At 72.4% G+C, this 24,076-nt stretch carries 15 protein-coding genes; 10 read left to right on the top strand and 5 right to left on the bottom strand.

Annotated elements, in window-relative coordinates; all coding sequences use genetic code 11:
* The first annotated feature begins 152 nt into the window (after nucleotides 1–152).
* From ACWC5O_RS09825 to moeZ, 5 genes are all read left to right on the top strand, one after another.
* On the top strand, nucleotides 153–1,856 hold the full coding sequence (locus ACWC5O_RS09825) for a DUF3492 domain-containing protein (RefSeq protein ID WP_450580984.1): 1,704 nt from the start codon (nucleotides 153–155) through the stop codon (nucleotides 1,854–1,856).
* Nucleotides 1,857–1,921: 65 nt separating this feature from the next.
* A complete protein-coding gene (locus ACWC5O_RS09830; RefSeq protein ID WP_450581104.1) occupies nucleotides 1,922–3,259 on the top strand; it encodes a hypothetical protein in 1,338 nt (445 codons plus the stop codon).
* A gap of 216 nt (nucleotides 3,260–3,475) precedes the next feature.
* Nucleotides 3,476–4,435, top strand: a complete 960-nt coding sequence (locus ACWC5O_RS09835) for an NAD-dependent epimerase/dehydratase family protein (RefSeq protein ID WP_450580983.1) — start codon at nucleotides 3,476–3,478, stop codon at nucleotides 4,433–4,435.
* A complete protein-coding gene (locus tag ACWC5O_RS09840) occupies nucleotides 4,423–5,172 on the top strand; it encodes a spherulation-specific family 4 protein (RefSeq protein ID WP_450580982.1) in 750 nt (249 codons plus the stop codon). The genes ACWC5O_RS09835 and ACWC5O_RS09840 overlap by 13 nt, the downstream gene beginning before the upstream one ends.
* 63 nt (nucleotides 5,173–5,235) lie before the next feature.
* Nucleotides 5,236–6,414, top strand: coding sequence for an adenylyltransferase/sulfurtransferase MoeZ (gene moeZ, locus ACWC5O_RS09845; protein ID WP_450580981.1), 1,179 nt, complete (start codon nucleotides 5,236–5,238; stop codon nucleotides 6,412–6,414).
* Nucleotides 6,415–6,567: 153 nt separating this feature from the next.
* On the opposite strand, the gene ACWC5O_RS09850 is transcribed toward moeZ, so the two are convergent.
* Entirely contained in the window at nucleotides 6,568–6,741 is a 174-nt protein-coding gene (locus tag ACWC5O_RS09850) for a hypothetical protein (RefSeq protein WP_450580980.1), read from the bottom strand.
* A gap of 148 nt (nucleotides 6,742–6,889) precedes the next feature.
* Here ACWC5O_RS09850 and ACWC5O_RS09855 point away from each other — a divergent pair, with 148 nt between their 5' ends.
* Together ACWC5O_RS09855 and ACWC5O_RS09860 are read left to right on the top strand one after the other, a co-directional pair.
* Nucleotides 6,890–7,141, top strand: coding sequence for a hypothetical protein (locus ACWC5O_RS09855; protein ID WP_450580979.1), 252 nt, complete (start codon nucleotides 6,890–6,892; stop codon nucleotides 7,139–7,141).
* 768 nt (nucleotides 7,142–7,909) lie between these two features.
* Nucleotides 7,910–8,437, top strand: coding sequence for a hypothetical protein (locus ACWC5O_RS09860; protein ID WP_450580978.1), 528 nt, complete (start codon nucleotides 7,910–7,912; stop codon nucleotides 8,435–8,437).
* 367 nt (nucleotides 8,438–8,804) lie between these two features.
* On the opposite strand, the gene ACWC5O_RS09865 is transcribed toward ACWC5O_RS09860, so the two are convergent.
* From ACWC5O_RS09865 to ACWC5O_RS09880, 4 genes are all read right to left on the bottom strand, one after another.
* The gene (locus tag ACWC5O_RS09865) at nucleotides 8,805–9,344 is read right to left on the bottom strand and encodes a GNAT family N-acetyltransferase (RefSeq protein ID WP_450580977.1); all 540 of its coding nucleotides are present in this window, start codon (nucleotides 9,342–9,344) and stop codon (nucleotides 8,805–8,807) included.
* Between the two features lie 230 nt (nucleotides 9,345–9,574).
* Nucleotides 9,575–11,131 carry an alpha/beta hydrolase gene (locus ACWC5O_RS09870; protein WP_450580976.1) on the bottom strand — a complete coding sequence of 519 codons (1,557 nt, stop codon included), beginning with the start codon at nucleotides 11,129–11,131 and terminating at the stop codon, nucleotides 9,575–9,577.
* Between the two features lie 152 nt (nucleotides 11,132–11,283).
* Nucleotides 11,284–12,828 carry an alpha/beta hydrolase gene (locus ACWC5O_RS09875; protein ID WP_450580975.1) on the bottom strand — a complete coding sequence of 515 codons (1,545 nt, stop codon included), beginning with the start codon at nucleotides 12,826–12,828 and terminating at the stop codon, nucleotides 11,284–11,286.
* Between the two features lie 100 nt (nucleotides 12,829–12,928).
* Complete coding sequence (locus ACWC5O_RS09880) at nucleotides 12,929–15,835, bottom strand: lysylphosphatidylglycerol synthase domain-containing protein (RefSeq protein WP_450580974.1); 2,907 nt, start codon at nucleotides 15,833–15,835, stop codon at nucleotides 12,929–12,931.
* A 185-nt stretch (nucleotides 15,836–16,020) separates the two neighbouring features.
* Between ACWC5O_RS09880 and ACWC5O_RS09885 the strand changes: the two genes are divergently transcribed.
* From ACWC5O_RS09885 to ACWC5O_RS09895, 3 genes are all read left to right on the top strand, one after another.
* Nucleotides 16,021–16,407 carry an MGMT family protein gene (locus ACWC5O_RS09885; protein WP_450580973.1) on the top strand — a complete coding sequence of 129 codons (387 nt, stop codon included), beginning with the start codon at nucleotides 16,021–16,023 and terminating at the stop codon, nucleotides 16,405–16,407.
* 266 nt (nucleotides 16,408–16,673) lie between these two features.
* On the top strand, nucleotides 16,674–20,336 hold the full coding sequence (locus ACWC5O_RS09890) for a UvrD-helicase domain-containing protein (protein ID WP_450580972.1): 3,663 nt from the start codon (nucleotides 16,674–16,676) through the stop codon (nucleotides 20,334–20,336).
* Between the two features lie 115 nt (nucleotides 20,337–20,451).
* The gene (locus ACWC5O_RS09895) at nucleotides 20,452–24,048 is read left to right on the top strand and encodes a UvrD-helicase domain-containing protein (RefSeq protein WP_450580971.1); all 3,597 of its coding nucleotides are present in this window, start codon (nucleotides 20,452–20,454) and stop codon (nucleotides 24,046–24,048) included.
* Nucleotides 24,049–24,076: the final 28 nt, after the last annotated feature.

The following is a 24,076-nucleotide window of genomic DNA, read 5'->3' on the forward strand; positions in this document are numbered from 1 at the left end:
GACCCGCACGCGAAAGTTACGACCGTTCACCCCTTTTGGTGGCGTGATGGACAACCGTCCGTCGCGCCACCGCCTTGTCCGCATACGTTCGTCCCGCTGCGAGCCGCCAGGACCAGGGCGGCTCCCACTCACGGGAGATCGGGGGTGCACACGTGCGCATCGGACTGCTTACGGAGGGTGGCTATCCGCATGTGAGCGGTGACGCCGGGCTCTGGTGCGAGCGGCTCGTGCGCGGGCTCGCACAGCACGAGTTCGACCTCTACGCGCTCAGCCGCAGCCGGCAACAGGAGGACGCGGGCTGGGTCCCGCTCCCCGAGCAGGTCAGCCGGGTCCGCACGGCCCCGCTGTGGACGGCCGAGGACGACGAGGTCGCATACGGGCGGCGCGCGCGCCGGCGCTTCACCGAGTGCTACGGGGAACTGGTCGGGGCGTTGTGCGCCGGGTCCGACACCGCTTCCGGTGATGCGTCCGCTCATCAGGCGGACCGTTTCGGCAGCGCGCTGTACGGCCTCGCCGAACTCGCCCGCGACGAGGGCGGACTGGTCGGCGCGCTCCGCTCCGACACCGCCGTCCGCACCCTGGAGCGCGCCTGCCGCGCACCCGGCGCGCTGCGCACGGCCCGCGAGGCGCGCGTACCCGACCTGCTCACGGTCACCGCGCACCTCGAACGCGCCCTGCGCCCCCTCTCCCTCGACTGGTACGGCGACGACGGCCTCGGCGCGGCCGACCTCTGTCACGCCACCGCCGGCGGCCCGGCCGCCCTGTCCGGACTGCTCGCCCGGCACTTCGCCGACGTACCGCTGCTGGTCACCGAGTACGGCGTGCAACTGCGCTCGCACTACCTGGCCCTCGGCCCCGACGCCGCCGCCCCCGCCGTACGCGCCCTGCTCGCCGCCTTCCACGGCCGGCTGGCCACCGAGGTCTACCGGCGGGCCGCGATCCTCACACCCGGCAACGCCCACGCCCGCCGCTGGCAGGAACGGTGCGGCGCCGACCGCACCAGGATCCGCACCGTCCACCCGGGCATGGACGCCTCCCGCTTCGCGGAGGTCGGCGAGTCCCCGGACCGTGCCGACGCGGACACGCTCGTCTGGGTCGGGCGCGTGGAACCCGCCAAGGACCTGTTCTCCCTGCTGCACGCCTTCGCCGAGGTCCGCAGACAGGCGCCGAAGGCACGCCTGAGGATCGTCGGCGCGCCCGCGGGCCCCGAGGGCCCGGCCTACCTGCGCCACTGCCGGGCCCTCGCCGCCCAGCTCTTCCCGGACGAGGCGGAGGGCGTGCACGCGGTCGGCGACAACCCGGTCTCCTTCGAGGAGATCGGCGGCCCCGAGGCCCCGACGCTGCCCGACGCGTACGCCGGCGGCGCCGTCGTCGTCCTCTCCAGCGTCGTCGAGGGCTTCCCGATCAGCCTGGTCGAGGCCATGTTCTGCGGACGCGCCACCGTGTCCACCGACGTCGGCGCGGTGGTGGAGGCCATCGGCGGCACCGGCCTCGTCGTGCCCCCGCGCAACCCGCGGGCGCTCGCCGAAGCCTGCGTGGCGCTGCTGCACGACCCCGAGCGCCGTGAGCGCCTCGGCGCCGCCGCCCGCGCCCGCGCGCTCGAACTGTTCACCGTCGAACAGAACATCACGTCATTTCACAGCATTTACCTGGAGATCGTCTCGCGCTGCCCGGTACGCCGCGTCGTCCTCGACGAGGCGGGCGCACCCCTGCCGTTCGCCGCGCCGGCCGAGGCCCACGTCCCCGTCCGCTGGACCGGCCCCACGGCCCGCGTACCGACCCGGGGTGTCCCTGGCTGGGCGGCGGGTGGCCCGGTCCGTGCGACCCCGCTGGCGGCTCCGGAGGGGGCACGGTGAACGGCTCCGGCGGGGTGGACGACACCCGCGACGACAGGCCGCTGAGCCCACAGGACCGTCCCGCGATGCCGAGCGGCGCCGACGCGTGGGACGAGCGGTCGGGGGAGTGGCTGGCCGGTGCGGCGACGCACGGCGGGGCGAGCGGGGAGGGGGCCCTGTATGCGGGGGCTTCCGCCGGGCCGGGGGCCAAGCCGCCCTCGGCAGCGGAGACGTCCTCCGGAGCGGCTCGCCCGCGGGTGCCCTCGGCGCCGGTGAGGGCCGGAGCGGATTCCGGGCCCGGCAGGAGCCGTAGACCCACCGCCCGACGCGGTGCCGCCGACCCCGTGAAAGCCCTTTTGCACCGCCACCGGGAGCTGTGCGAGCGGGCCGTCGACCCGCTGGAGATCGCCGCCGGGCTGGAGGCGCACGGGGTCACCGACCGCACCGCCGCCCGCTTCCGTCACCGCGACGTCTTCTCGCTCGCCGAGGAGCTGTACGCGCGCGTGCCCCGCGACGGCACCCCGCGCCCCCAGCCCGAGGCTCTGCGCGCACCCCGTGTCCGCGCCGACTGGGCCCTGCTCACCCTCCTGCCCGGAGCGCTCGGCGCGGCCGTCGTGACCGGGCTGCACCTCACCCAGGGCCGGCCCCGCCTGCTGGTGGCCCTCGGCGGCCTCCTCGCCATCGGCCTCGCCGTCCGTGCGGCCCTGCGCCGCGGCCCCCTCGCCACCGAACCCGGCACACCCCCATGGCGGACGGCATCCGGCACGCGCACGTGCACCCTCTGGCTGCTCGGGTACGCCCTGCTCGGCGACGGACTCCTGCACGCGGTCGTGGCAGGCGGCCCCGACGCCCTGCCCACCGGCACCCCGGACGGCCCCTGGCCGGTGGCCACCGCCCCCGTCCTGGCGCTCACCCTGGCCTGTGCCCCGGCCGCCTGGTGCGCCCACCTCCTCACCGCCGGTGCCCGCCGCAGGCTCGCCGGCAGCCGCGGTCTGGAGGACTTCACGGCCGCCGCCCGGCCCCTGCTGCTCGGCGCGTTCGCCGTGTTCCTGGCCGCCCTCACCGCCCTGCTCACCCTGTGCGGTGCCGTCCTCGACGAAGGCGCGGCCTACCCGCAGGCCCTCACCCTGGGCGCCCTCCTCCTGCTCGCCCGCCTCCTCACCGTGCACCACCACCGGCACGCCCCCGCCCTGACCCTGGGCGCGGCGGCGGCCGTCGAGGCGGCGGCCCCCGCCCTGCTCCTGGCCGGCCGGCTGCCCGGCTGCGCCTTCCTGGCGATCCCCGTCCAGACCCTGCTGGACGCCTGGGGCCCGGCCGCCGTCCCGGCGCTCGCCTGCGGCACCACGGCCCTCACCCTGCTGGTCCACGCCCTGCGCACCCTCACCCGGGCCTCGGCCCACGCGCCGACGGGAGCACCCGGGTGAACCTTCCGCCACCGGCCCGACCGAGCCCGCCGCCACCCGCCCCGAGCGCGTGGCAGCACCTGGCCTCGGCCGAGGCCGCGGGCGCCCGGCCCACCGCCGGAGGCAACCGCATCACCCCTTCGAAGGAGAAGACCAGATGACCACCTCCCGACACGGAGCGCCCGGAGCGTCCGGAGCCTTGGGAGCAGCCGGAGCGCACACCCCGGGAGGCGCCCGATGAGGGTCCTGCTGATCGGAGCGGGCGGATACATCGGCCGCTTCGTCGCCGACCGCCTGCTCGCCGACCCGGCCGTCCAGCTCACCGCCCTAGGCCGCGGCGACGACGCCGACGTCCGCTTCGACCTCGCCACCGGCAGCCCCGGAGCGCTCACCCGCTTCCTGGACGCGGTCCACCCCGGAGTCGTCGTCAACTGCGCCGGCGCCACCCGCGGCGGGGCCCGCGAACTCACCCGGCACAACACCGTCGCCGTCGCCACCGTCTGCGAAGCCTTGCGCCGCAGCAGCTGCAGCGCCCGCCTGGTGCAGATCGGGTGCGGCTCCGAGTACGGCCCCAGTCAGCCCGGCTCCTCCACCGCCGAGGACGCCGTGCCCCGCCCCGGCGGCCCGTACGGCGTCAGCAAACTCGCCGCCACCGAACTGGTCCTCGGCTCCGGTCTCGACGCCGTCGTCCTCCGGGTCTTCTCACCCGCCGGACCCGGCACCCCGGCCGGCTCCCCGCTCGGCCGGCTCGCCGAGGCCATGCGCCGCGCCATGCAGTCCGGCGACGGCGAACTCAAACTCGGCGGCCTCGGCGTCCAGCGCGACTTCGTCGACGTCCGTGACGTCGCCCGCGCCGTGCACGCAGCCTCGCTCTCCGCCGCGCAGGGCGTCATCAACATCGGCTCCGGCCGCGCCGTCCGACTCCGCGACGCCGCCGCCGTCCTCGCCCGGGTCGCCGGATACGGCGGCGCCCTCCACGAACTCGACGCCCCTCCCGGACCGTTGCGCAGCACCATCGGGCACCCTCGCGGCGACGCCGACCACGCGGCCCCGGTCGCATACCCGTACCCGGACGGCTGCGGCAGCTGGCAGCAGGCCGATGTGCGCACCGCCCGCGACCGGCTCGGCTGGCGTCCCCGGATCAACCTCGAAGAATCCCTGGCCGACATCTGGATGGAGGCGGCATGCCGCATCTGACCAGCACCACAGCGGGCACCACCAGCACCGGCGTCCGTACCGCCCTCGGCATCCCCGGCTACGCGCATCCGCTCGTCGCCCCGGCCCAGTGGGCCGAACTCGCCCGCCCCGGCACCCCCCTGGACTGGGTCGTGCTCGACGTCGCCGCGGGGCCCGGTACCCGCCCCGACCCGCACTGCCTGGAAGCCGCGGGCCGGCTGCGCAACGCGGGCGTCCGCGTCCTCGGCCACCTGGACCTCACCCGCGGCGCCCGACCCCTCGCCGACCTGCTCGCGGACGCGCACCGCCACCTCGACTGGTACCGCGTCGACGGCTTCCTGCTGGACCGCACCCCCTCGGACCGCACCGCGCTCCCCGAGGTCCGCCGCGCGATCACCGCGCTCCGGGCGATCAGTGACATGGCCCACATCGTCCTCGGCCACGGCAGCCACCCGCACCCGGGGTACGCGGAGAACGCCGACCAGTTGGTGACCTTCTCCGGCCCCTGGTCCGACTACCGCTTCTCGCAGGTCGCCGAGTGGACCGCCGACTACCCGCCCGACCGCTTCTGCCACTTCGTGCACGGTGTGCCCCTCGGTCACCTGGAGGAGGCGCTGCGCATCGCGCGGTGGCAGGGCGCGGCGACGATCTACTTCACGGACCGCACCGATCGCGGTGGCCGCACCGACCCGTGGGAGACCATGCCCGGCTACTGGGACGAAATCGTCTCGCGGGTCGGAACGGGTGTCTCGGAATGAAGAAGGCCGTGGCAGTGTTACGGGGAGAACAACCGTAGTGATTGACCGACCAACGGAGTCCCCGTGTCGCTGCCACCCCTGGTCGAGCCAGCTGCTGAGCTCACCGTAGACGAGGTCCGCCGGTACTCCCGCCACCTGATCATCCCCGACGTCGGGATGGACGGGCAGAAGCGGCTGAAGAACGCCAAGGTGCTCTGTGTGGGCGCCGGCGGCCTGGGCTCGCCGGCGCTGATGTACCTGGCCGCCGCGGGCGTGGGCACCCTCGGCATCGTGGAGTTCGACGAGGTCGACGAGTCGAACCTGCAGCGCCAGATCATCCACAGCCAGGCCGACATCGGCCGCTCCAAGGCCGAGTCCGCGCGTGACAGCGTCAAGGGCATCAACCCGTACGTGAACGTGATCCTTCACGAGGAGCGGCTGGAAGCCGACAACGTGATGGAGATCTTCAGCCAGTACGACCTGATCGTCGACGGTACGGACAACTTCGCGACCCGCTACCTGGTCAACGACGCCTGTGTGCTGCTGAACAAGCCGTACGTGTGGGGCTCGATCTACCGCTTCGACGGCCAGGCCTCGGTCTTCTGGTCCGAGCACGGCCCCTGCTACCGCTGCCTCTACCCGGAGCCCCCGCCGCCGGGCATGGTCCCCTCCTGCGCCGAGGGCGGCGTGCTGGGCGTGCTGTGCGCGTCCATCGGCTCCATCCAGGTCACCGAGGCGATCAAGGTCCTCACCGGCACCGGTGAGCCGCTGGTCGGCCGCCTGATGATCTACGACGCCCTGGAGATGCAGTACCGCCAGGTCAAGGTCCGCAAGGACCCCGACTGCGCGGTCTGCGGCGAGAACCCGACCGTCACCGAGCTCATCGACTACGAGGCCTTCTGCGGCGTCGTCTCCGAGGAGGCCCAGGAGGCGGCGCTCGGTTCGACGATCACTCCCAAGCAGCTCAAGGAGTGGATCGACGACGGCGAGAACATCGAGATCATCGACGTCCGTGAGCCGAACGAGTACGAGATCGTCTCCATCCCGGGCGCCAAGCTGATCCCGAAGAACGAGTTCCTCCTGGGTGCCGCCCTCGAAGGCCTCCCGCAGGACAAGAAGATCGTCCTGCACTGCAAGACGGGTGTCCGCAGTGCGGAAGTCCTCGCCGTCCTGAAGTCCGCGGGCTTCGCGGACGCCGTCCACGTCGGCGGCGGCGTGATCGGCTGGGTCAACCAGATCGAGCCGCAGAAGCCGGTCTACTGATCAACGTTCTCGCTGACAGCGGGACTGACGAAGCCCACGGCTCTGAGCAGGTCGGATGCCGTGGGCTTCTGTCGTTGCCGGTCGGCGTCGGGTGACCTTGGACGGCCCAGGGACGGCCCAGGACTCCCGCCAGTGGCGCGCGTCAGGGAGGTGTCACCTGCCGCAGGCGGCAACGATGCCCAGAATCACCAGGGCCACGAAGAACATCGCTACGCAGCCGCCTACGGCGCTCTCCGTCTCCGCGACAATCCCCTTGGGCTTCGGACGGGACCTCTCGTAGTCCTGCATCCCTCGTGCCACCGCGCGCCTGATCTCCTCTTCGTCCACCGAGTGTCCCCCAAGTCAGCCACTGTGCTCCGAACGGCCATGGTGAAACTACCTGTTGCACCGCGGTTGCTCGCTCCATCGGTGCGCACGGTGGCCGACACCAGGTGTGCGCGGTTGAGTGGGCGCGGCGTGATGTTCACTGAGTCCCATGGAGGACTCGGAAGTGGTTGCCGCCATCTGGAAGGTCATCGACTCATCCGTTGAGAGCGGCGCGCCGGTCGTTCTTGAGGCGCCAGAGGGCAGAAGTCTGAGAGGACTGCTTGCCGAAGTAGGCCGGTGGACAGGCAGGCCTTGCAACCTTGCCGCGGACGGCTTCACCGATCCGTCACTCACTGAGCGCACCGGTCTGCCGCTCGTCGAGCCGTTCGGGGACCACAACGGGAGCGCGTCATCGTGGTGATCGCCCATCGTGAGGACCCTGCGGTCACCGGGTTCCCCGAGGGAACCTCATGGGCCGAGAAGCTGCGCGTTCTCACCGGTTGGGAACCGATGCCGCAGGCGGCCGTCGACTGGCCTGCCGTCGAGACCGAACTGGGCACCCCGCTGCCGAGCGATTACAAGGACATCGTCGACCTCTTCGGTCCGGGCGGCTTCGACGAGGTGGACTGGGCCAAGAGCGAGGGCTACCCGGCACCGGAGGGGCTCCTGAGATGGGGATCGTCGGAGCAAGAGTTCGACTTCGTCTGGCGACCGGGACGGATAATGTGGACGACTGGCCCGTCCTCGTGGGCCAGTTCGGCGACTGGAAGCGATTCGACTGCGGTTTGGGTGAGTTCCTCGTCCGCATGCTCACGGACCGCATGTACGGGTTCCCCACAAGCCGCCTGCACGTTCACTTCTTTCAGAGTCACGATCTCCGATCCGTTGAGGGGTGACTCAGCGCAGCACTCCTCGCGCCGCGCTGACCACCGGCACGTGCTCAGCGATGATCGCGAGACATGCGACACCCGCTTTAGGAGAGAGGCGGGGTGCCTCGCGTGTGACCTGCGGCTTCCACGGCCGAGCTGTCGGGGGTCAGTGTGCGTGCCAATCACCCCCCGCGGCTGACCCTTGGATCTGGCACGACTGTGGCACGGGGCGATCCCGTCGCGTGGTCCTCGCTCCACTCGTTGATCGTGCCGGTCCGGATGCGGGATTCTGACCCGAACGAGCTGGAGGGAGACTTGGCGTGGCTGTCCCATGGGGACTCCTGATATCCACCGTCGGAGGCGTTGCCGCCACCGTGGTCGGTGTCATCGCGGGTGGCGTCGTGGGGCGGCGCAGCCAGAACCGCCAGTGGCTCCAGGAGTCGCGGACCGCTGCCTATGAGAAGTTCCTCCAAGCGTTCGGCGCTGTAGAGATGGAGCTTCGCGAGGCATTCGTCGACAGACGCGCACCCGCCGTCGCCTGGGGGCCGTTCAATGCCGCTTTGCAGTCGATGTCCCTGGTGGCAAGTCAGGAGGCCATGGCGGCGGCCGAGCGGATCTGCTACTTCATCGAGGAGTTCACGATCCTGTTCCATGGTCGGCAGCCGTCAGATCTGGAAGAACTCCGGCCAATTCATGGCGGGCTGTACGAGGCGCACGTGAGGTTCGTCAACGCGGCCCGTCGCTCGCTCGATCCGACTCAGGAACACCTTGTCCAGGCCTTGGGCGGACCATCAGCCTGGCACGGCGTGGAGTCTGTCTGGGCCCAAGGGAATGGGACAGCAGATTAGAACCGTCCCTCCTTGCGACTGTGCAGCGATTACGTCAGCCCGGGGCCATCAGCTTGGGAATCTTGGGTCTTCACGCGGCGGCTCCTGCACTGACCTGCGATGGAGTGGCGTAGGGGCCCTGGGTCAATGCTGGCGTGTCTCCGCAGTTCCCCGTGGTTCCCCGCAGCCGTGGACCGTTCGCGCTGGGAAAGAGAACACGGGCAGGCCACCAGCCCACTACACTCACCCAAACCGCCCCTGAACAGGGAAAACGTCAAAGTGCTGCTGGAGTACTAGAGGCGACGCCCGGCACGCGCGCGGGCAAGTCGCGGTTGCAGGCCGCTCGCGCGTGGATGGGCGGGTACTCCCCGGCGGTTCCGTCGCAAACTCAACTGGACGGCGTGACCGGGGACCTCATGCCGAGCCACTGCTCGGCGCCCCAGGCCTCGAACCGCTCTACCTCAGTGAACCCCAGCTTCGCCGCGAGACGCATCGAGCCGACGTTGGCGGTCTGGGTGGTGAGCACCACCGGCTCGCCGGGAAGCGCGCCGGCGAGCCAGCCGAGCGCCGCCGCGCACGCCTCGGCGGCGTACCCGAATCCCCACGCCCGCGGCAGGAACAGGTAGCCGAGATCGGCCTTCCCCGCGGCAGCCGGGCGACGGTGTCCCGTTGCTCTCCGGAGCAGGATCTGGCCGATCATCGACCCGTCGAGATCAACGACGAAGCTCCCGGGCCACCGCTCGGGCGCCCCGGACATCTCGCGCTCAAGCTCGTCACGCGGCCGGGGGCCGCCGAGGTAGGTGTGCACGTCTGGCGAGGCGAGCAGCTCGATGAACGCCGCACGGTCCCGGGTCTCGGGCTCACGGAGCACGAGCCTTTCGGTCCTGATCGGCTCAGGCGGCCAAGCCACGGGTCCCAGATCTTCCATCCGCGCACGCTAACAGGTGGTCAAATCAGCCGAACGGGAAACGCTAACTCCACCTGATAGATGTCTCCTGATCGCCGGCCCGTTGAGCAGCGGGTCAGAACAGGCCAACGGCGCTGACCGGTTCAGACGCCGTGGGCTTCTGTCGTTGTCGGCCGGCAACCGCGTGTCGGAGGCCGAACCTACTTGAGATCGAGGGGGTGCGTTTCGGCGCCGGTGCTCGCCAGCCGTCGTCACGAGCAGACCGTGCCGTCCTTCGGTACCGTCCCCCGCAGCAGGTAGGCGTTCACGGCCGAGTCGACGCAGTCGCTCCCGTTGCCGTACGCCCCGTGTCCCTCGCCCTTCCAGGTGAGCTCCACGCCGACTCCCTTGCCCAGCTCGTCGGCCATCCTGCGGGCACCCTCGTACGGCGTCGCCGGGTCCCCGGTGTTGCCGACCAGCAGGATCGGTGCCGCACCCGGTGCGCTGACCTCGGGGGTGTCGTACTGGCCCGGCACCGGCCAGTCGTGGCACCAGCCGGCCGTGTCCCAGCCCAGGAAGTCCCCGAAGACGGGTGAGATCCGCTCGAACTCCGGGAGCAGCTTCTTCGTCTGTGCGGGCGTGGGCCGCTGCCTGTCGTCCAGGCACGATATGACCCGTTGGGCGTGGCCCCTCGTGCCGTAGTGCCCCGAGGTGTCCCGCTCGTTGTAGTCGTCCGCGAGGGCCAGCAGCTGTGAACCATCGCCCTGCTCGGCCGACTTGAGCGCGCTGGTCAGCCGAGGCCACCCGGCCTCGCTGTACAGCGGAACGATGATGCCGGTGACCGCGAGTGTCTGGTTCAGCTTCCGTCCGGACGACGTGGGCAGCGGCTTCGCGTCGAGCCGCCGGAGCAGGTCCACGATCTTCCGGGAACCCTGCTTCGGGTCCTGGCCGGTGGACTTCAGGTAGTCGTCCAGGGCCCGTTGGAAGCCGCGGGCCTGGTTCTCGGCGTGGCCCACGGCGTCCGCGGTCGGGTCGACCACCGCGTCGAGGATCAGTCTGCCGACCCGCTTCGGGAACAAGTGGGCATACACGCCGCCCAGTTCGGTGCCGTAGGAGATGCCGAAGTAGTGCATCGTCCGGTCGCCGAGCACCTGTCGCATCAGGTCCATGTCGCGTGCGGTGTCGGTCGTCGAGACGTGCGCCATCAGCGGGCCGGCGGCCTTCTGGCACCCCTTGCCGAAGTCCGTGGCGTCCTGCAGGTACGCCTTCTCCTCGGCCGGGGAGTCCGGGGTGATGTCCACTCCCTCGGCGGCCTCGATGTCCCGGTCGCTGCGGCAGCGGAGGCCCTCGCTGGCGCCGACCCCGCGCGGGTCCCAGCTCACCAGGTCGTAGTGCTCGCGCAGTTTGGAGACGGTGGCCCCGTAGTAGGGCATGACCGACACACCCGAGCCGCCGGGGCCGCCGAAGTTGAACAGCAGCGAGCCGATCCGGCCGCTTCCGGTCGCTCGCGCGCGGATGAGGGCGAGGTCGATCGTCCTGCCGCCCGGCTTCGACCAGTCGAGCGGCACCTTGAGCGTGGCGCACCGCCAGTCGTCGCTCGGCGCGCCGGAGTCCCCGGTGGCCTTGCAGCGGTGCCAGTCGAGCCTCTGCGAGGTGAGCGAGGAGGGGAGGGCCGCCGTGGCCGGCGGCGCCGATGCCGCAGCCTGGCCGGTCTCCCTGGCCGAGCCGGTCCCCTTGCCCTCGTCATGGCTCCCGTCCGACGAACCGCTGCATCCGGCCGCCAGCAGCACCGCGGCCGCGGCAGCCGTCCACCGCAGGAATCGAGACATGCGCACCCCCCTCGCAGGCCCTCCGCGTCGTGCCGCGGCGGGCGTTCAAGCCATGGTAGGCGGAGCGGGATCCGCCTGCGGCAGCCTGTGGATAACCCTCTGACCTGCCACTTTTCAGAGGTTCTCGGGTTTTGTTCGGGGATTCCCGGATTCTAGGAGCAGACCGTGCCGTCCTTCGGCACCTTCCCGTCCAGCAGATAGTCGTTCACCGCGCTCTGCACGCACTTGTTCTTGCTGTCGTACGCCCCGTGCCCCTGGCCCTTGTACGTCAGCTCGACGGCGACGCCCTTGCCGAGCGCCTCCACCATCTTCTTCGCGCCCGCGTACGGCGTGGCGGGGTCGCCGGTGTTGCCGACGACGAGGATGGGCGCCGACCCCGGCGCGCTGACGTCGGGGTGGTCGGCGGCCCCGGGCACGGCCCAGTCGGTGCAGCTGACCATGCCCCAGGCCAGGTAGTCCCCGAACACCGGGGAGGCGGCACGGAACTCGGGCACCGCCTGCTGGACGTGGTCCGCGGCGTACCGCGGTTTCTCGTCGGAGCAGTTGATGGCGATGTTGGCCGCGGTGATGTTGCTGTACTCGCCGTTCTCGCTGCGCCCGTTCATCGAGTCGGACAGCAGCATCAGGATCTTGCCGTCGCCCTCGTACGCCCGCTCGAGCCCCTCGGTGAGGTACTCCCAGAAGTCCTTGGAGTACAGGGACTGCGCGATGCCGTTGGTCGCCGCGGTCTGGGTCAGCTGCCGCGGGAAGATGCCGGGGATCGGCTTCTTCTCCAGGTCCGCCAGCAGTTTGGCGATGCGGTCCTTGACCTCCTGCGGGGTGTCGCCGATGGGACACTCGGTCGTCTTCGAGGTGCAGTCCTCGGCGAAGTTGTCGAGCGCGAGCTGGAAGCCCTTGGCCTGTCCGAGCGCGCTCTGTTCGGGGTTCAGGGTGGGGTCGACGACCGCGTCGAAGACCGCCCGGCCGACGTTCTTGGGGAACAGGTGGGCGTAGACGCCGCCGAGTTCGGTGCCGTAGGAGATGCCGAAGTAGTGCAGCTTGTCGTCGCCGAGGACCTGGCGCATCAGGTCCATGTCGCGGGCCGCGTCGGTGGTGCGCACATGCGGCAGGATCTCCTTGGAGTTCTTCTCGCAGGCCGAGTTGAACTGTTTGGTGCGGTCCAGCAGCTGGGCGCGCTCGGCGCTGTCGTCGGGGGTCGCGTCCTGCTGGAAGAAATCGTCGAGCTGGGCGTCGCTCTCGCACTTCACGGGCGCGCTGCGGCCGACCCCGCGCGGGTCGAAGCTCACCAGGTCGTAGCGGGTGTTCAGGGCGGCGTAGTCCGCGCCGAAGGCGGGTAGCGTGGTGACGCCGCTCCCGCCGGGGCCGCCGAAGTTGAACACGAGCGAGCCGATCCGCCGGCTCGGGTCGCCGGTGGCCTTGGCGCGGATCAGGGCGATGTCGATGGTGTCGCCCTTGGGGTCGCTCCAGTCCCGGGGCGCCTTCATGGTGGCGCACTGCCACTTGGCGCCGCTGGGCAGCGGGGACGGAGAGGCGCCGCCGCCCTCCGCCTCGGACGGCACCGGGCAGTCCTTCCAGTCCAGCTTCTGTGCCGGCAGGTCCCCGTCCTTGGCGCCCTCGCTGCATCCGGCCAGCAGAGCGGCCAGCACCACGGCGCTGGTGGTCAGAGCGGCGGCACGCAGCCGGATGGGGTTCGCCATGCATCCATCCTGCGCGCGCGCACGCCGGGGCGCGCGGGACGCGAGCCGTACGAGGTACGCCCCCTGGCCTGCTGTGCAGGCCTGTTCCGCGACGGCGTTCCTACAGGGCGCCCTTGCGTGTGAGCTGGTTGAACGCGAGCCAGCCGGGCAGCACCGGCAGCCACAGCGTCAGCAGCCGGAACAGCAGGACGGCCGGTGCGGCGACCTCCTTGGGGAGGCCGACGGCGATCAGGCCGAGCGTCAGGCTCGCCTCGACCGCGCCGACGCCCCCCGGGGTGGGTGCCGCGGAGCCGAGCGCGTTTCCGGCGAGGAAGACCACGGCGACACTGGCGATGCTCAGCGAGGCCGAGTTGTCGCCGAAGGCCCGGATGGAGGCGTCCAGGCACATCACGAAGCAGAAGGTCAGCAGCAGCATGCCGCCGATGCCGGTGACCAGCTTCTGCGGCCGCTGGAGCACGTCGAGCATGCGGGGTACGACACCGGCGAACAGCGACCTCACCCGCGTGGCGACGAATTTCCGCAGGAACGGCACCGAAGTCACCACGAGCACCAGTACCGCCACGGTCAGCAGCCCCGCGATGACCGTCCGGGACGGCGACAGCGACGGCGTCTTCTCGGTGCCGGTCAGGTAGCCGAAGGACAGCAGCATCAGGATGTGGCAGCCGAGCCCGAACAGCTGCGACGCACCGACGCTCGCCACCGCGAGCCCCGGGCGCACGCCCTGGCGCTGCAGGAAGCGAGTGTTGAGGGCGACACCGCCGACCGCCGCCGGCGCGACGATCTTCACGAAGGACCCGGCTACCTGGGCCGCCACCGTCCGCAGGAACGGCACCCGCTCCGGCACGAACCCCAGCAGCGCCATCGCGGCGGCCACGTAACTGAGCGCGGAGAACAGCACCGCGGCGGCCACCCAGCCCCACTGGGCGTTGGCGATCAGCGGACCGAACTCGATGTGGGTGAGCTGGGTCAGCAGGAAGTACGCACCGATGGCACCGGCGATGAAGCTGATCAGTGTGCGCGGCCGCACCCGCTCCAGACGGGCAGGCTCCACGGGAGCCTGCGGCCTGATCCGCAGCACTTCGTGGCGGATCTGGGTGAGCAGATCCTCCTCGCGGGCCTCGTCGAGTGCTTCGTCCAGGGCCCGCTTCTCGGCCCGCTGCTCGGCCCGGACCGTCTTCTTGTCGCGCTTTTCGAGCACGGGTCCGGCTGTTTCGGAGGCCTCCGCCAACCGAGCCTGCTTGGCCTGCCGGGACGCCTCCAGCACCGCCTCGCGTTCGCGCTGGGCCCGCTCCCGGCCCAGCTTGCGCAGCGTCGCGCGCGTGGAGCGTGTCAGCGCGATGGGCTGCAGCATCGGCAGGCAGTCGGCGACCGCGTCCGGGCCGAGCACCCCGACGGCCGAGGCCACGGCCCGCTCGGCGCCCACCCGCAGACCGAGCGTGGTGACCAGTTGCGCGACGTCCATGCGCAGCAGCAGATCGCCGGCCGCGATCTCACCGCCGCGCAGCTCGGCGAGGATCACCTTGCCGGAACGATCCACCAGTATCGCGTCACCGGCCAGCCTGCGGTGCGCGATGCGCCGGGACTGCAGCGCCTGCACCTGGTGCCAGGTGTGGCGCAGCAGTTCGTCGGTGATCTCCTCGTCCGGCAGCGAGTCCAGCGTGCGCCCGCCGGTGTGCTCGTAGACGAGCATCACCGCGTCCGGGCCGAGTTCGGAGGTGGCGATCAGCTTGGGCGCGTTGGCGCCCGCCGCGATCGCCGCGTACGCGAGCAGTGCCTCCTGCTCCAGTGCCTGGCGCAGCGACTGGAGGCTGGAACGGGTGGCGAAGCCGCGCAGGGTCAGGTTGCGCCAGGCGCGGTAGAAGAAGCCCTGGGCCTGCTGCTCCCGGTCGACGACCGTGACGTCCAGCGGCGGGCCGTCCTCCAGGGTGACGAAGTAACGCCGTCCGCGGTCGCCGTTCTCCGTCTCCACGGACTCCTCGCGGGCCGCGCTGACGGGGTGGAAGCCGACGTGCCTGAGGCCCGCCATCAGGGTCCGGCCGGTGGGGCGGACATTGGGCGAGCCGACCGCGTACAGCGTGCCGTAGGCGACGGTCCAGCCGATCAGCACCGTAAGGATGATCGAGAACGGGGTCGTGTAGCCGGTGACCAGCATCGAGAACGCGTCGAGCAGCAGCACGATCCACAGCACCGCGCGCCACCTGGGTCTGCGGGACATGCCGACGGCCGTCATATAGGCGATGACGGGCGCGAGATAGCCGTGCACCGGGTCGGTCAGGGCGTGGATGTCGCCCGGTGAGGGCTGGGTGAGCGCTTCCTGGATGGAGTCCGGGGCGGCTCGGGCGACCCACAGGTCGGTGGCGAGGGTCACTCCGTGTGCGAGGACGGCCGCCAGGACGCCGTCGGCGATCCGCAGCCCGTCCCGTTTGATCAGCCGTTCGATCGCGAAGGCGACCGGCACCAGGAGGATCGCGATGCTGGACGCGAGTCCCGCGATCTTGATCAGCAGGTCCGGGGCCTGCCCGGTGCCCTTGTTGATGTCCTGTTCGAGGCCTGAGGTGGTGCCGTGCGCGAACGCGGCGATCGCGAGCAGCACGACGATGGCGAGCACGCCCACCAGGAACCGCATGAGGTCGGGGGGGCGGTGCACGCGCGCGGGGAGCAGCGGCTCGTCGCCCTCGACCTCCTCCGGATGAGGATCTTCGTCACCGGTGCCCGGGCCCTCGTCGGGGCGCGGGTTCCCGGAGACGTGCGACCCCTCGGCGGCGCCGGTGACGACGCCACGCGCACGCGTGCCGTCCTCGTGCGCACCGTCGCCCGCGCGCGCGTCCTCGCGCGGGGCACGGGTGTCGTCCGGGCCTTTCGCACGGGTGTCGTCCGGGCCCTTCGCACCGGTGCCGGCCTGGCCCTTCGCACCGGTGCCGGCCTGGCCGGAGCGGGCGGTCTCGGGACGCGCGGAAGCGTCAGGGGTGCCCTCCGCGCCTTCGGGGTGCACGCCCTGCTGCATCATGGTCTCTTCTTGGTCTCGTATCACCAGTCACCGCCCGCACGATGGTGGCATGCCCCACCGGCACACGCGGGCATCGGGTGCGGATGGGCGGTCGGACAGTCTGCCGGAAGCGCCGCCCGAGGGCGAGGGGCCCGGGCCCGGACTTCCGTGCCGCGTTGTCGGTGGGGTGCGGCAGGATGGGGCGAATGAGCGAGCAGAGCCCTGCCGAGGACACCCGAGAGGGGTACGCGGACACCTTGCCGCAGTACGCCGAGCGGGTCCTGGAGGTCGCCGAGCGGATTCCGCCGGGCCAGGTCATGACGTACGGCGATGTCGCCGAGTGGCTCGAGGAGGGCGGCCCGCGCCAGGTCGGCCGGGTGATGGCCCTCTACGGGGGAGCCGTCCCCTGGTGGCGCGTGGTGCGCGCCGACGGGGTGCTGCTGCCCGGCCACGAGCTGCGTGCCCTCGACCACTACCGCGCGGAGGGCACGCCGCTGAAGGAGGCGGGCAGGAGCACCGAGGGCCATCTGCCGCGGCTCGACATGAGACGGGCGCGATGGGACGGCGGCACGGTTGCGGAGGGTCACACCTGACAGCTTCCGCCATCGGATGCCGTCGAGGGGAACCTGTGGCCCGTACGAGGGACACGGGGGACGTCCGTGGCATGACGTACGTTCGTGTGGTGAGGGACCCACGTGACGCGAGGGCCACGAGGGCCGCGAGGGAAGAATCGGAAGCCCTGCTTCCGTCCGGGGCGGCGGCGTAGCGTCGACTGCACGTGCCCCCCTCACCCCGCGGCCACCGCCTCGCACGCGTGACCGCCTGCCCACCAGCACAACCACCAGGACCGGCGAACCACGTGAGCTCCTCTTCCTCCACCAGGCGCCTGCCGCACCCCCCGGTGCGGCAGGGGAGCCGTGGCGCTTACCGGCTGGTCCGTACCCCGCCTGCCGCAGTGGATCCCCCTCGTCTGGACGCGGCACAGCGCGCCGTGGTTGACCACCGGACCGGACCACTCCTCGTTCTCGCAGGTCCGGGCACCGGAAAGACCACCACCCTGGTGGAGTCCGTGGCCGCGCGAATCGCCCGTGGCGGGGACCCGGAGCGGATCCTGGTGCTGACGTTCAGCCGCAAGGCAGCCGTCGAACTGCGCGACCGCATGGCCCTGCGGATCGGCGCGGCCCGCGCACCCCGGGCAACCACCTTCCACTCGTACTGCTATGCCCTGGTCCGCGCCCACCAGGACAGCGGCCTGTTCGTGGAGCCCCTGCGTCTGCTCTCCGGCCCCGAGCAGGACGTCACCGTCCGCGGGCTGCTGGCCGGGCAGCCCGAGCTGCAGCGGCTCGGCCTCGACCACGTGCGCTGGCCGGACGAACTGCGCGCCTGCCTGACCACGCGCGGCTTCGCCGACGAGGTCCGCGCCGTCCTCGCCCGCAGCCGCGAGCTGGGCCTCGGCCCCGGCGCGCTGGACGCCTTCGCCCGCCGCATCGGCCGTCCCGACTGGCGCGCGGCCGCCGCCTTCCTCGCCGAGTACCTCGACGTCCTCGACCTGCAGGGCGTCATCGACTACGCCGAACTGGTCCACCGCGCGGTGCTGCTCGCCCACCGTCCCCAGGTCGCGGCACAGCTCGCCGCCCGGTACGACGCCGTGTACGTCGACGAGTACCAGGACACCGACCCCGCCCAGGTACGGCTCCTGCAGGCCCTCGCCGGCGGCGGACGCTCCCTGGTCGCCTTCGGCGACCCCGACCAGTCGATCTACACGTTCCGGGGCGCCGACGTGAACGGCATCCTGGACTTCCCGGCGGCTTTCCCGCGCCCGGACGGCCGCCCGGCCCCCGTCGAGGTGCTGCGCACCTCCCGCCGCTCCGGCGCCGACCTGCTGGCCGCGACCCGCCTGATCACCCAGCGCATGCCGCTGCCCCGGCTGCCCGCCGAGAAGGTACGCGCCCACCGCGAGCCGGCGGCCGTACGGGACGGCGGCCGCGCCGAGGTCTACACGTACCCGACGGCAGGTACGGAACTGGACAACATCGCCGACATCCTGCGCCGCGCGCACCTGGAGGACGGCGTCCCCTGGGGCGACATGGCCGTCCTCGTACGCGCCGGCTCCCGCACCATCCCGACACTCCGCCGCGCCCTCACCGCGGCCGGCGTCCCCCTGGACATCGACGGCGACGACCTGCCCCTGCGCCACGAACCGGCGGTCGCCCCCCTGCTGACGGCACTCAGAGCGGTGGCCATGGCGGAGGCCGCGCGGCGTCCCGGTGAGGAGGCGCGCGGCGAAGCGGAGGGGGCGTCGACCGCCGAAGCCGTGACTCGGGCGTCCGGCGAGGCCGACATGGAGGGCTCTGCCGATGCCGAAGCGTCGGCGCCCGCCGAGGCCGACACAGTGGGGTCCGCCGAAGTCGACACGCTGGGGTCACCCGAGGCTGACACGGAGGGCTCTGCCCAAGCCGGCACTGATGGGCTTGCCGAGGCCGATATGGACGGCACCGCCTACGCCTACGCGGATGCGCTTGCCGAGGCCGACACGGACGGCTCTGCCGACGCCTACGCCTACGCCGATGCGCTTGCCGAGGCCGACACGGACGGCACCGCCGACGCCGACTCCCGTGCGCCCGCCCCCGAGCCGGCCGCCGACACGCACTGGCTCGACGCCGAGACCGCCCTCACCCTGCTCGCCTCCCCGCTCGCCGGTATGGACACCGCCGATCTGCGGCGACTCGGGCGCGCCCTGCGCGAGGAGGAGCGGGCCGCCGGGAACGCGCTGCCGCCGCCCTCGGACGAGCTGCTCGCGCGGGCGCTCGCCGAACCCGAGCGCCTGGTGGCGCACGACCCGGCGTACGCGCGGGGGGCGCAGCGCCTGGGCGCGCTGCTGCGCAGGGCCCGCGAGCGCCTCGCGGGCGGCGGTACGGCCGAGGAGGCGCTGTGGGACCTGTGGGAGGGCACGCCCTGGCCCACGCGGCTGGAGCGGGCCGCCCGGCGCGGCGGCGCGGCGGGCCGTAACGCGGACCGCGACCTGGACGCCGTGTGCGCGCTGTTCGCCACGGCCGCGCGCGCGGAGGAGCGCATCGGAGGCCGCGGCGCCCTGAACTTCCTGGAGGAGATCGACGCCGAGGACATCGCCGCCGACACCCTCACCCGCCGAGCCGTGCGCCCCGACGCCGTACGCCTGATGACCGCCCACCGCGCCAAGGGCCTGGAATGGCGGCTGGTGGTCGTCGCCGGCGTCCAGGAGGGGCTGTGGCCCGATCTGCGCCGCCGCGGCTCCCTCCTGGAGGCCGACCGCATCGGCCGCGACGGACTCGCCGAACCGCTCACTCCGGGCGCGCTGCTCGCCGAGGAGCGCCGCCTGTTCTACGTGGCCGCCACGCGCGCGCGTGAGCGTCTCGTCGTCACCGCCGTGAAGGCACCGGCCGACGACGGCGACCAGCCCTCCCGTTTCCTGACCGAACTGGGCGTCGAACCCCAGGACGTCACCGGCCGCCCGCGCCGCCCGCTGTCCGTGGCCGCGCTCGTCGCCGAACTGCGCGCCACCACCGTCGACCCGCGCGCCTCGGCCGCCCTGCGGGAGGCCGCCGCCCGCCGTCTGGCGAGGCTCGCCGCGCTCGCCGACGAGGACGGCCGCCCCTTGGTGCCGTCCGCGCATCCCTACCGCTGGTGGGGCATGTTCGAGCCGACCGAGAGCAAGGTGCCGCTGCGCCACCACGACCAGCCCGTCGTGCTCTCCGGCAGCGCCCTCGACCAGCTCGCCCACACGTGCGCCCTGCAGTGGTTCCTGGGCCGCGAGGTGAAGGCCGACGCGCCCGCCACCACCGCCCAGGGCTTCGGCAACGTCGTCCACGTCCTCGCCGACGAGGTCGCCTCCGGCCGCACCCCCGCCGACCTCGACGTGCTCATGGAACGCCTGGAGTCGGTGTGGAACGGGCTCGCCTTCGACGCGCCCTGGAAGTCGGCGCAGGAGAAGGACAACGCGCGCGCGGCGCTCGAACGCTTCCTGAACTGGCACGTACTGGACCGCACCGGCCGTACCCCGGTGACGAGCGAGCAGGACTTCGACGTCACCCTCGAGGCGGGCGACTACCAGGTCCGCATCCGTGGCCAGATGGACCGCGTCGAGGCGGACGGCGAGGGCCGCGCCTACGTCGTGGACTTCAAGACAGGCAAGCAGGCACCCAGCGCCGCCGAGGTGGCCCGCCATCCGCAGCTCGCCGTCTACCAGCTCGCCGTCCGTGAGGGAGCCGTCGACACCGCCTTCGACGGCGTGCGCCCAGAGCCCGGCGGTGCGGAACTGGTACACCTCAGGCAGGGCGCGGCCAAGCGGGACGGCGGCGAGAGCCTGCCCAAGGTGCAGGCCCAGGAGCCGCTGGCGGGGGAGTGGGTCGGCGAACTGCTGGCCACCGCGGCCGGCAAGGTCCTCGACGAGCGGTTCACCCCGACCGCCGGCCAGCACTGCACGCACTGCGCGTTCCGCGCCTCCTGCAGCGCCCGGCCCGAGGGGCGGCACGTGGTCGAGTGACCTGTGCCAGGGGCGAGGGTGACGCACGGCACGACAGGCGCTGACCTGCGTCTCTTCCTCTCCGGCCGGCAGATCCGTCCTCGGATGTCAGTGCCCGCCGCTAGCCTCTGACGACATGCCCGCCCGTATCACCGACCCCGAGCAGCTCAAGGAGCTCCTCGGCATCCCGTTCACCCCGGAGCAGACGGCCTGCATCACCGCGCCGCCCGCACCGCAGGTCATCGTGGCCGGAGCCGGGTCGGGCAAGACGACCGTGATGGCGGCCCGTGTGGTCTGGCTGGTCGGCACCGGCCAGGTCGCCCCCGAGCAGGTCCTCGGCCTGACCTTCACCAACAAGGCGGCGGGCGAGCTCGCCGAGCGCGTCCGCAAGGCACTGATCAAGGCCGGCGTCAACGACCCCGACGCCCTCCCGTCACCCGACCACCACCCCTCAACGACAGCGCTTCGCGCCGGCCCCTTCTGGTCGGACCCGGACAATCCGCCCGGTGAGCCGGTCATCTCGACGTACCACGCCTTCGCCGGCCGTCTGCTGACCGACCACGGCCTGCGCATCGGCCTCGAGCCGACCTCCCGGCTGCTGGCCGACGCCACCCGCTACCAGCTCGCCGCGCGCGTGCTGCGCGAGGCACCCGGACCCTACCCGGCGCTGACCCGCTCCTTCGCCGACCTCGTCAGCGACCTGCTCACCCTCGACTCCGAGCTGGCCGAACACCTCGTGGCCCCCGACGAACTGCGCGCCTGGGACGCCGGCCTGCTGCGCACCCTTCAGGGCGCCAAGCTCACCAACGCCGACCTGCGCAAGGTCCCCGACACGGCGGCCGCCCGCCGCGAACTCGCCGACCTCGTCGTGCGCTACCGGGCCGCCAAGCGCGAACGCGACCTGCTCGACTTCGGCGACCAGATCGCCCTGTCCGCCCGCCTCGCCGGCATCCCCGAGGTGGGCCGGCTGCTGCGCGAGGAGTTCCGCGTGGTGCTCCTGGACGAGTACCAGGACACCTCCGTGGCCCAGCGCGTCCTGCTGTCGGGCCTGTTCGGCGGCGGCACGGGCCACCCGGTGACCGCCGTCGGCGACCCCTGCCAGGCCATCTACGGCTGGCGTGGCGCCTCCGTGGCCAACCTGGACGACTTCCCCGAGCACTTCGCCGACGCCGACGGCAGCCCCGCCACCCGCCAGGCGCTCAGCGAGAACCGCCGCAGCGGCGGCCGCCTCCTCGACCTCGCCAACGGCCTCGCCGAACCGCTGCGCGCCATGCACGCGGGCGTGGAGGCCCTCCGCCCGGCCCCCGGCGCCGAACACGACGGCACGGTCCGCTGCGCCCTGCTGCCCACACACGCGCAGGAGATCGACTGGATCGCCGACTCCATCGCCCACCTCGTACGCACCGACAAGGCCCCCGGCGAGATCGCCGTACTGTGCCGCACGGCCACCGACTTCGCCGAGATCCAGGGCGCCCTCGTCGCCCGCGACATCCCCGTGGAGGTCGTCGGCCTCTCCGGCCTGCTGCACCTGCCCGAGATCGCCGACCTCGTCGCCGTCTGCGAAGTCCTCCAGGACCCCGGAGCCAACGCCTCCCTGGTCCGCCTGCTGAGCGGCCCGCGCTGGCGCATCGGCCCCCGCGACCTCGCCCTCCTCGGCCGCCGCGCCCGCCTGCTGGTCGCCCACGCGCGCGTGGACGACACCGACGACCCCGACCGCAGGCTCGCCGAGGCCGTCGAAGGCGTCGACCCGTCCGAGGTGATATCACTCGCGGACGCCCTGGACACCTTCCTGGAGGCGCCCCTCGACGAGCGCGAAGGGGACGACGACGGGCTGCCGTTCTCCCCGGACGCGCGCGTGCGCTTCGCCCGCCTCGCCGCCGAGCTGCGCGACCTGCGCCGCTCCCTGTCCGACCCGCTGATGGACGTACTGCACCGCGTCCTCGCCGTCACCGGCCTGGAGGTGGAGCTGTCGGCGTCCCCGCACGCGCTCGCCGCCCGCCGCCGCGAGACCCTGTCCAACTTCCTGGACATCGCGGCCTCCTTCGCGTCCGGCGACGGCGAGGCCACGCTGCTCGCCTTCCTCGGCTTCCTGCGCACCGCCGCCCAGTACGAGAAGGGCCTCGACAACGCCCTGCCCGGCGGCGAGAACACCGTCAAGGTGCTCACCGCGCACAAGTCCAAGGGACTGGAGTGGGACGTCGTCGCCGTCCCCGGACTGGTCAACGGCACCTTCCCCAGCGCCCAGGGCCGTGAGAAGTGGACCGCGCAGCCCAAGGTGCTGCCACACGCTCTGCGCGGCGACACCGACACCCTGCCCGACGTCGACTCCTGGGACTCCCGGGGTATGAAGGCCTTCCACGAGGCCATGAAGGAGCACCAGCACACCGAGGAACTCCGCCTCGGCTACGTCACCTTCACTCGCCCCCGCTCCCTCCTCCTCGGCTCCGGCCACTGGTGGGGGCCCAGCCAGAAGAAGCCACGGGGACCCTCCGACTTCCTCCAGGCCCTCCACGACCACTGCGCCGCCGGGCACGGCGAGATCGAGGCATGGGCCGACGAGCCCGCCGAGGACGAGGAGAACCCGGCCCTGCACACGGCCACCGCCGACCAGGTGTGGCCCCTGCCCCTGGACGACGCGGCCCTGGCCCGCCGCCGCGCGGCCGCCGAAACCGTCCTCACCCACCTGGACGCCCTGGCCGCCCGGCAGGACGGACACCGGCCCGCCACCCACGACCCCGCCGTCTTCGACGACCCGGACTGGCCCGCACCGCCGGACGAGGAAGCCCCCGACTGGCCCGCCCCGACGGACGACGAGGACCCGTACGGCGAAGCGTTCCCGTACGACGAGGACCCCTTCGCCGGGGAGGCGCCGTACGACGAGGGTGCGGCGTCCTCGGAGGAGCCCGCCGACTGGGACTCCTGGACCGGCGAGCGGCCGACCGTCCCCCACCAGGCGCCCGCCCCGGCCGAACCCACCCGGGCCGGCGAACGCGCCACCGAACGCACCCACCCCACCGAGCCCGGGCACCCCGCGCCCCTCACACCCGAGGAAGCCCGCACCACCGCCTCCTGGGACCGCGACCTCGACGCGCTCACCGGCGAGCTGCTGCGCGCCCGGCACACCATCACGGACGTCCCCCTGCCGGCCACACTGACCGCATCCCAGCTGCTGCTTCTCGCCGAGGACCCGGACGGGCTGGCACAGGAACTCGCGCGCCCCATGCCGCGCCCCCCACAACCCGCCGCGCGCCGGGGCACCCGCTTCCACGCCTGGGTCGAAGCACGCTTCGAGGAACTGACGCTGCCCATGCTGGAGCCCGACGAGCTGCCCGGCAGCGAGGCCGAGATCGCCGACGAACGCGACCTCGAAGCCCTCAAGGACGCCTTCGAACGCACCGAGTACGCCCACCGCACCCCGTACCGGATCGAGGCCCCCTTCCAGCTCACCCTCGCCGGCCGCGTCGTACGCGGCCGCATCGACGCCGTCTACCGCACCGGCGACGGCGACGCGACGACCTACGAGATCGTCGACTGGAAGACCAGCCGCACCCGCAGCGCCGACCCGCTCCAGCTCGCCGTCTACCGGCTGGCCTGGGCCGAGCAGCAGGGCGTGCCGCCCGAGTCGGTCACGGCCGCCTTCCTCTACGTGCGCAGCGGCGAGGTCGTACGTCCCGAGGACCTGCCCGACCGGGCCGCCCTGGAACGGCTGCTCACAGGTGATCCCCCCGAGTGACGCAAGAGGCATGTAAGGGATCCCGAGT

This window comes from Streptomyces sp. NPDC001450 (assembly GCF_053597295.1).

Coding starts and splice junctions, on each gene's coding strand:
- ACWC5O_RS09855 (WP_450580979.1), top strand. CDS start 6,890: ATGGAGGACTCGGAAGTGGTTGCCGCCATCTGGAAGGTCATCGACTCA.
- ACWC5O_RS09885 (WP_450580973.1), top strand. CDS start 16,021: ATGAGCGAGCAGAGCCCTGCCGAGGACACCCGAGAGGGGTACGCGGAC.
- ACWC5O_RS09830 (WP_450581104.1), top strand. CDS start 1,922: ATGCCGAGCGGCGCCGACGCGTGGGACGAGCGGTCGGGGGAGTGGCTG.
- ACWC5O_RS09870 (WP_450580976.1), bottom strand. CDS start 11,131: ATGTCTCGATTCCTGCGGTGGACGGCTGCCGCGGCCGCGGTGCTGCTG.
- ACWC5O_RS09865 (WP_450580977.1), bottom strand. CDS start 9,344: ATGGAAGATCTGGGACCCGTGGCTTGGCCGCCTGAGCCGATCAGGACC.
- ACWC5O_RS09880 (WP_450580974.1), bottom strand. CDS start 15,835: ATGATGCAGCAGGGCGTGCACCCCGAAGGCGCGGAGGGCACCCCTGAC.
- ACWC5O_RS09895 (WP_450580971.1), top strand. CDS start 20,452: ATGCCCGCCCGTATCACCGACCCCGAGCAGCTCAAGGAGCTCCTCGGC.
- ACWC5O_RS09875 (WP_450580975.1), bottom strand. CDS start 12,828: ATGGCGAACCCCATCCGGCTGCGTGCCGCCGCTCTGACCACCAGCGCC.
- ACWC5O_RS09835 (WP_450580983.1), top strand. CDS start 3,476: ATGAGGGTCCTGCTGATCGGAGCGGGCGGATACATCGGCCGCTTCGTC.
- ACWC5O_RS09840 (WP_450580982.1), top strand. CDS start 4,423: ATGCCGCATCTGACCAGCACCACAGCGGGCACCACCAGCACCGGCGTC.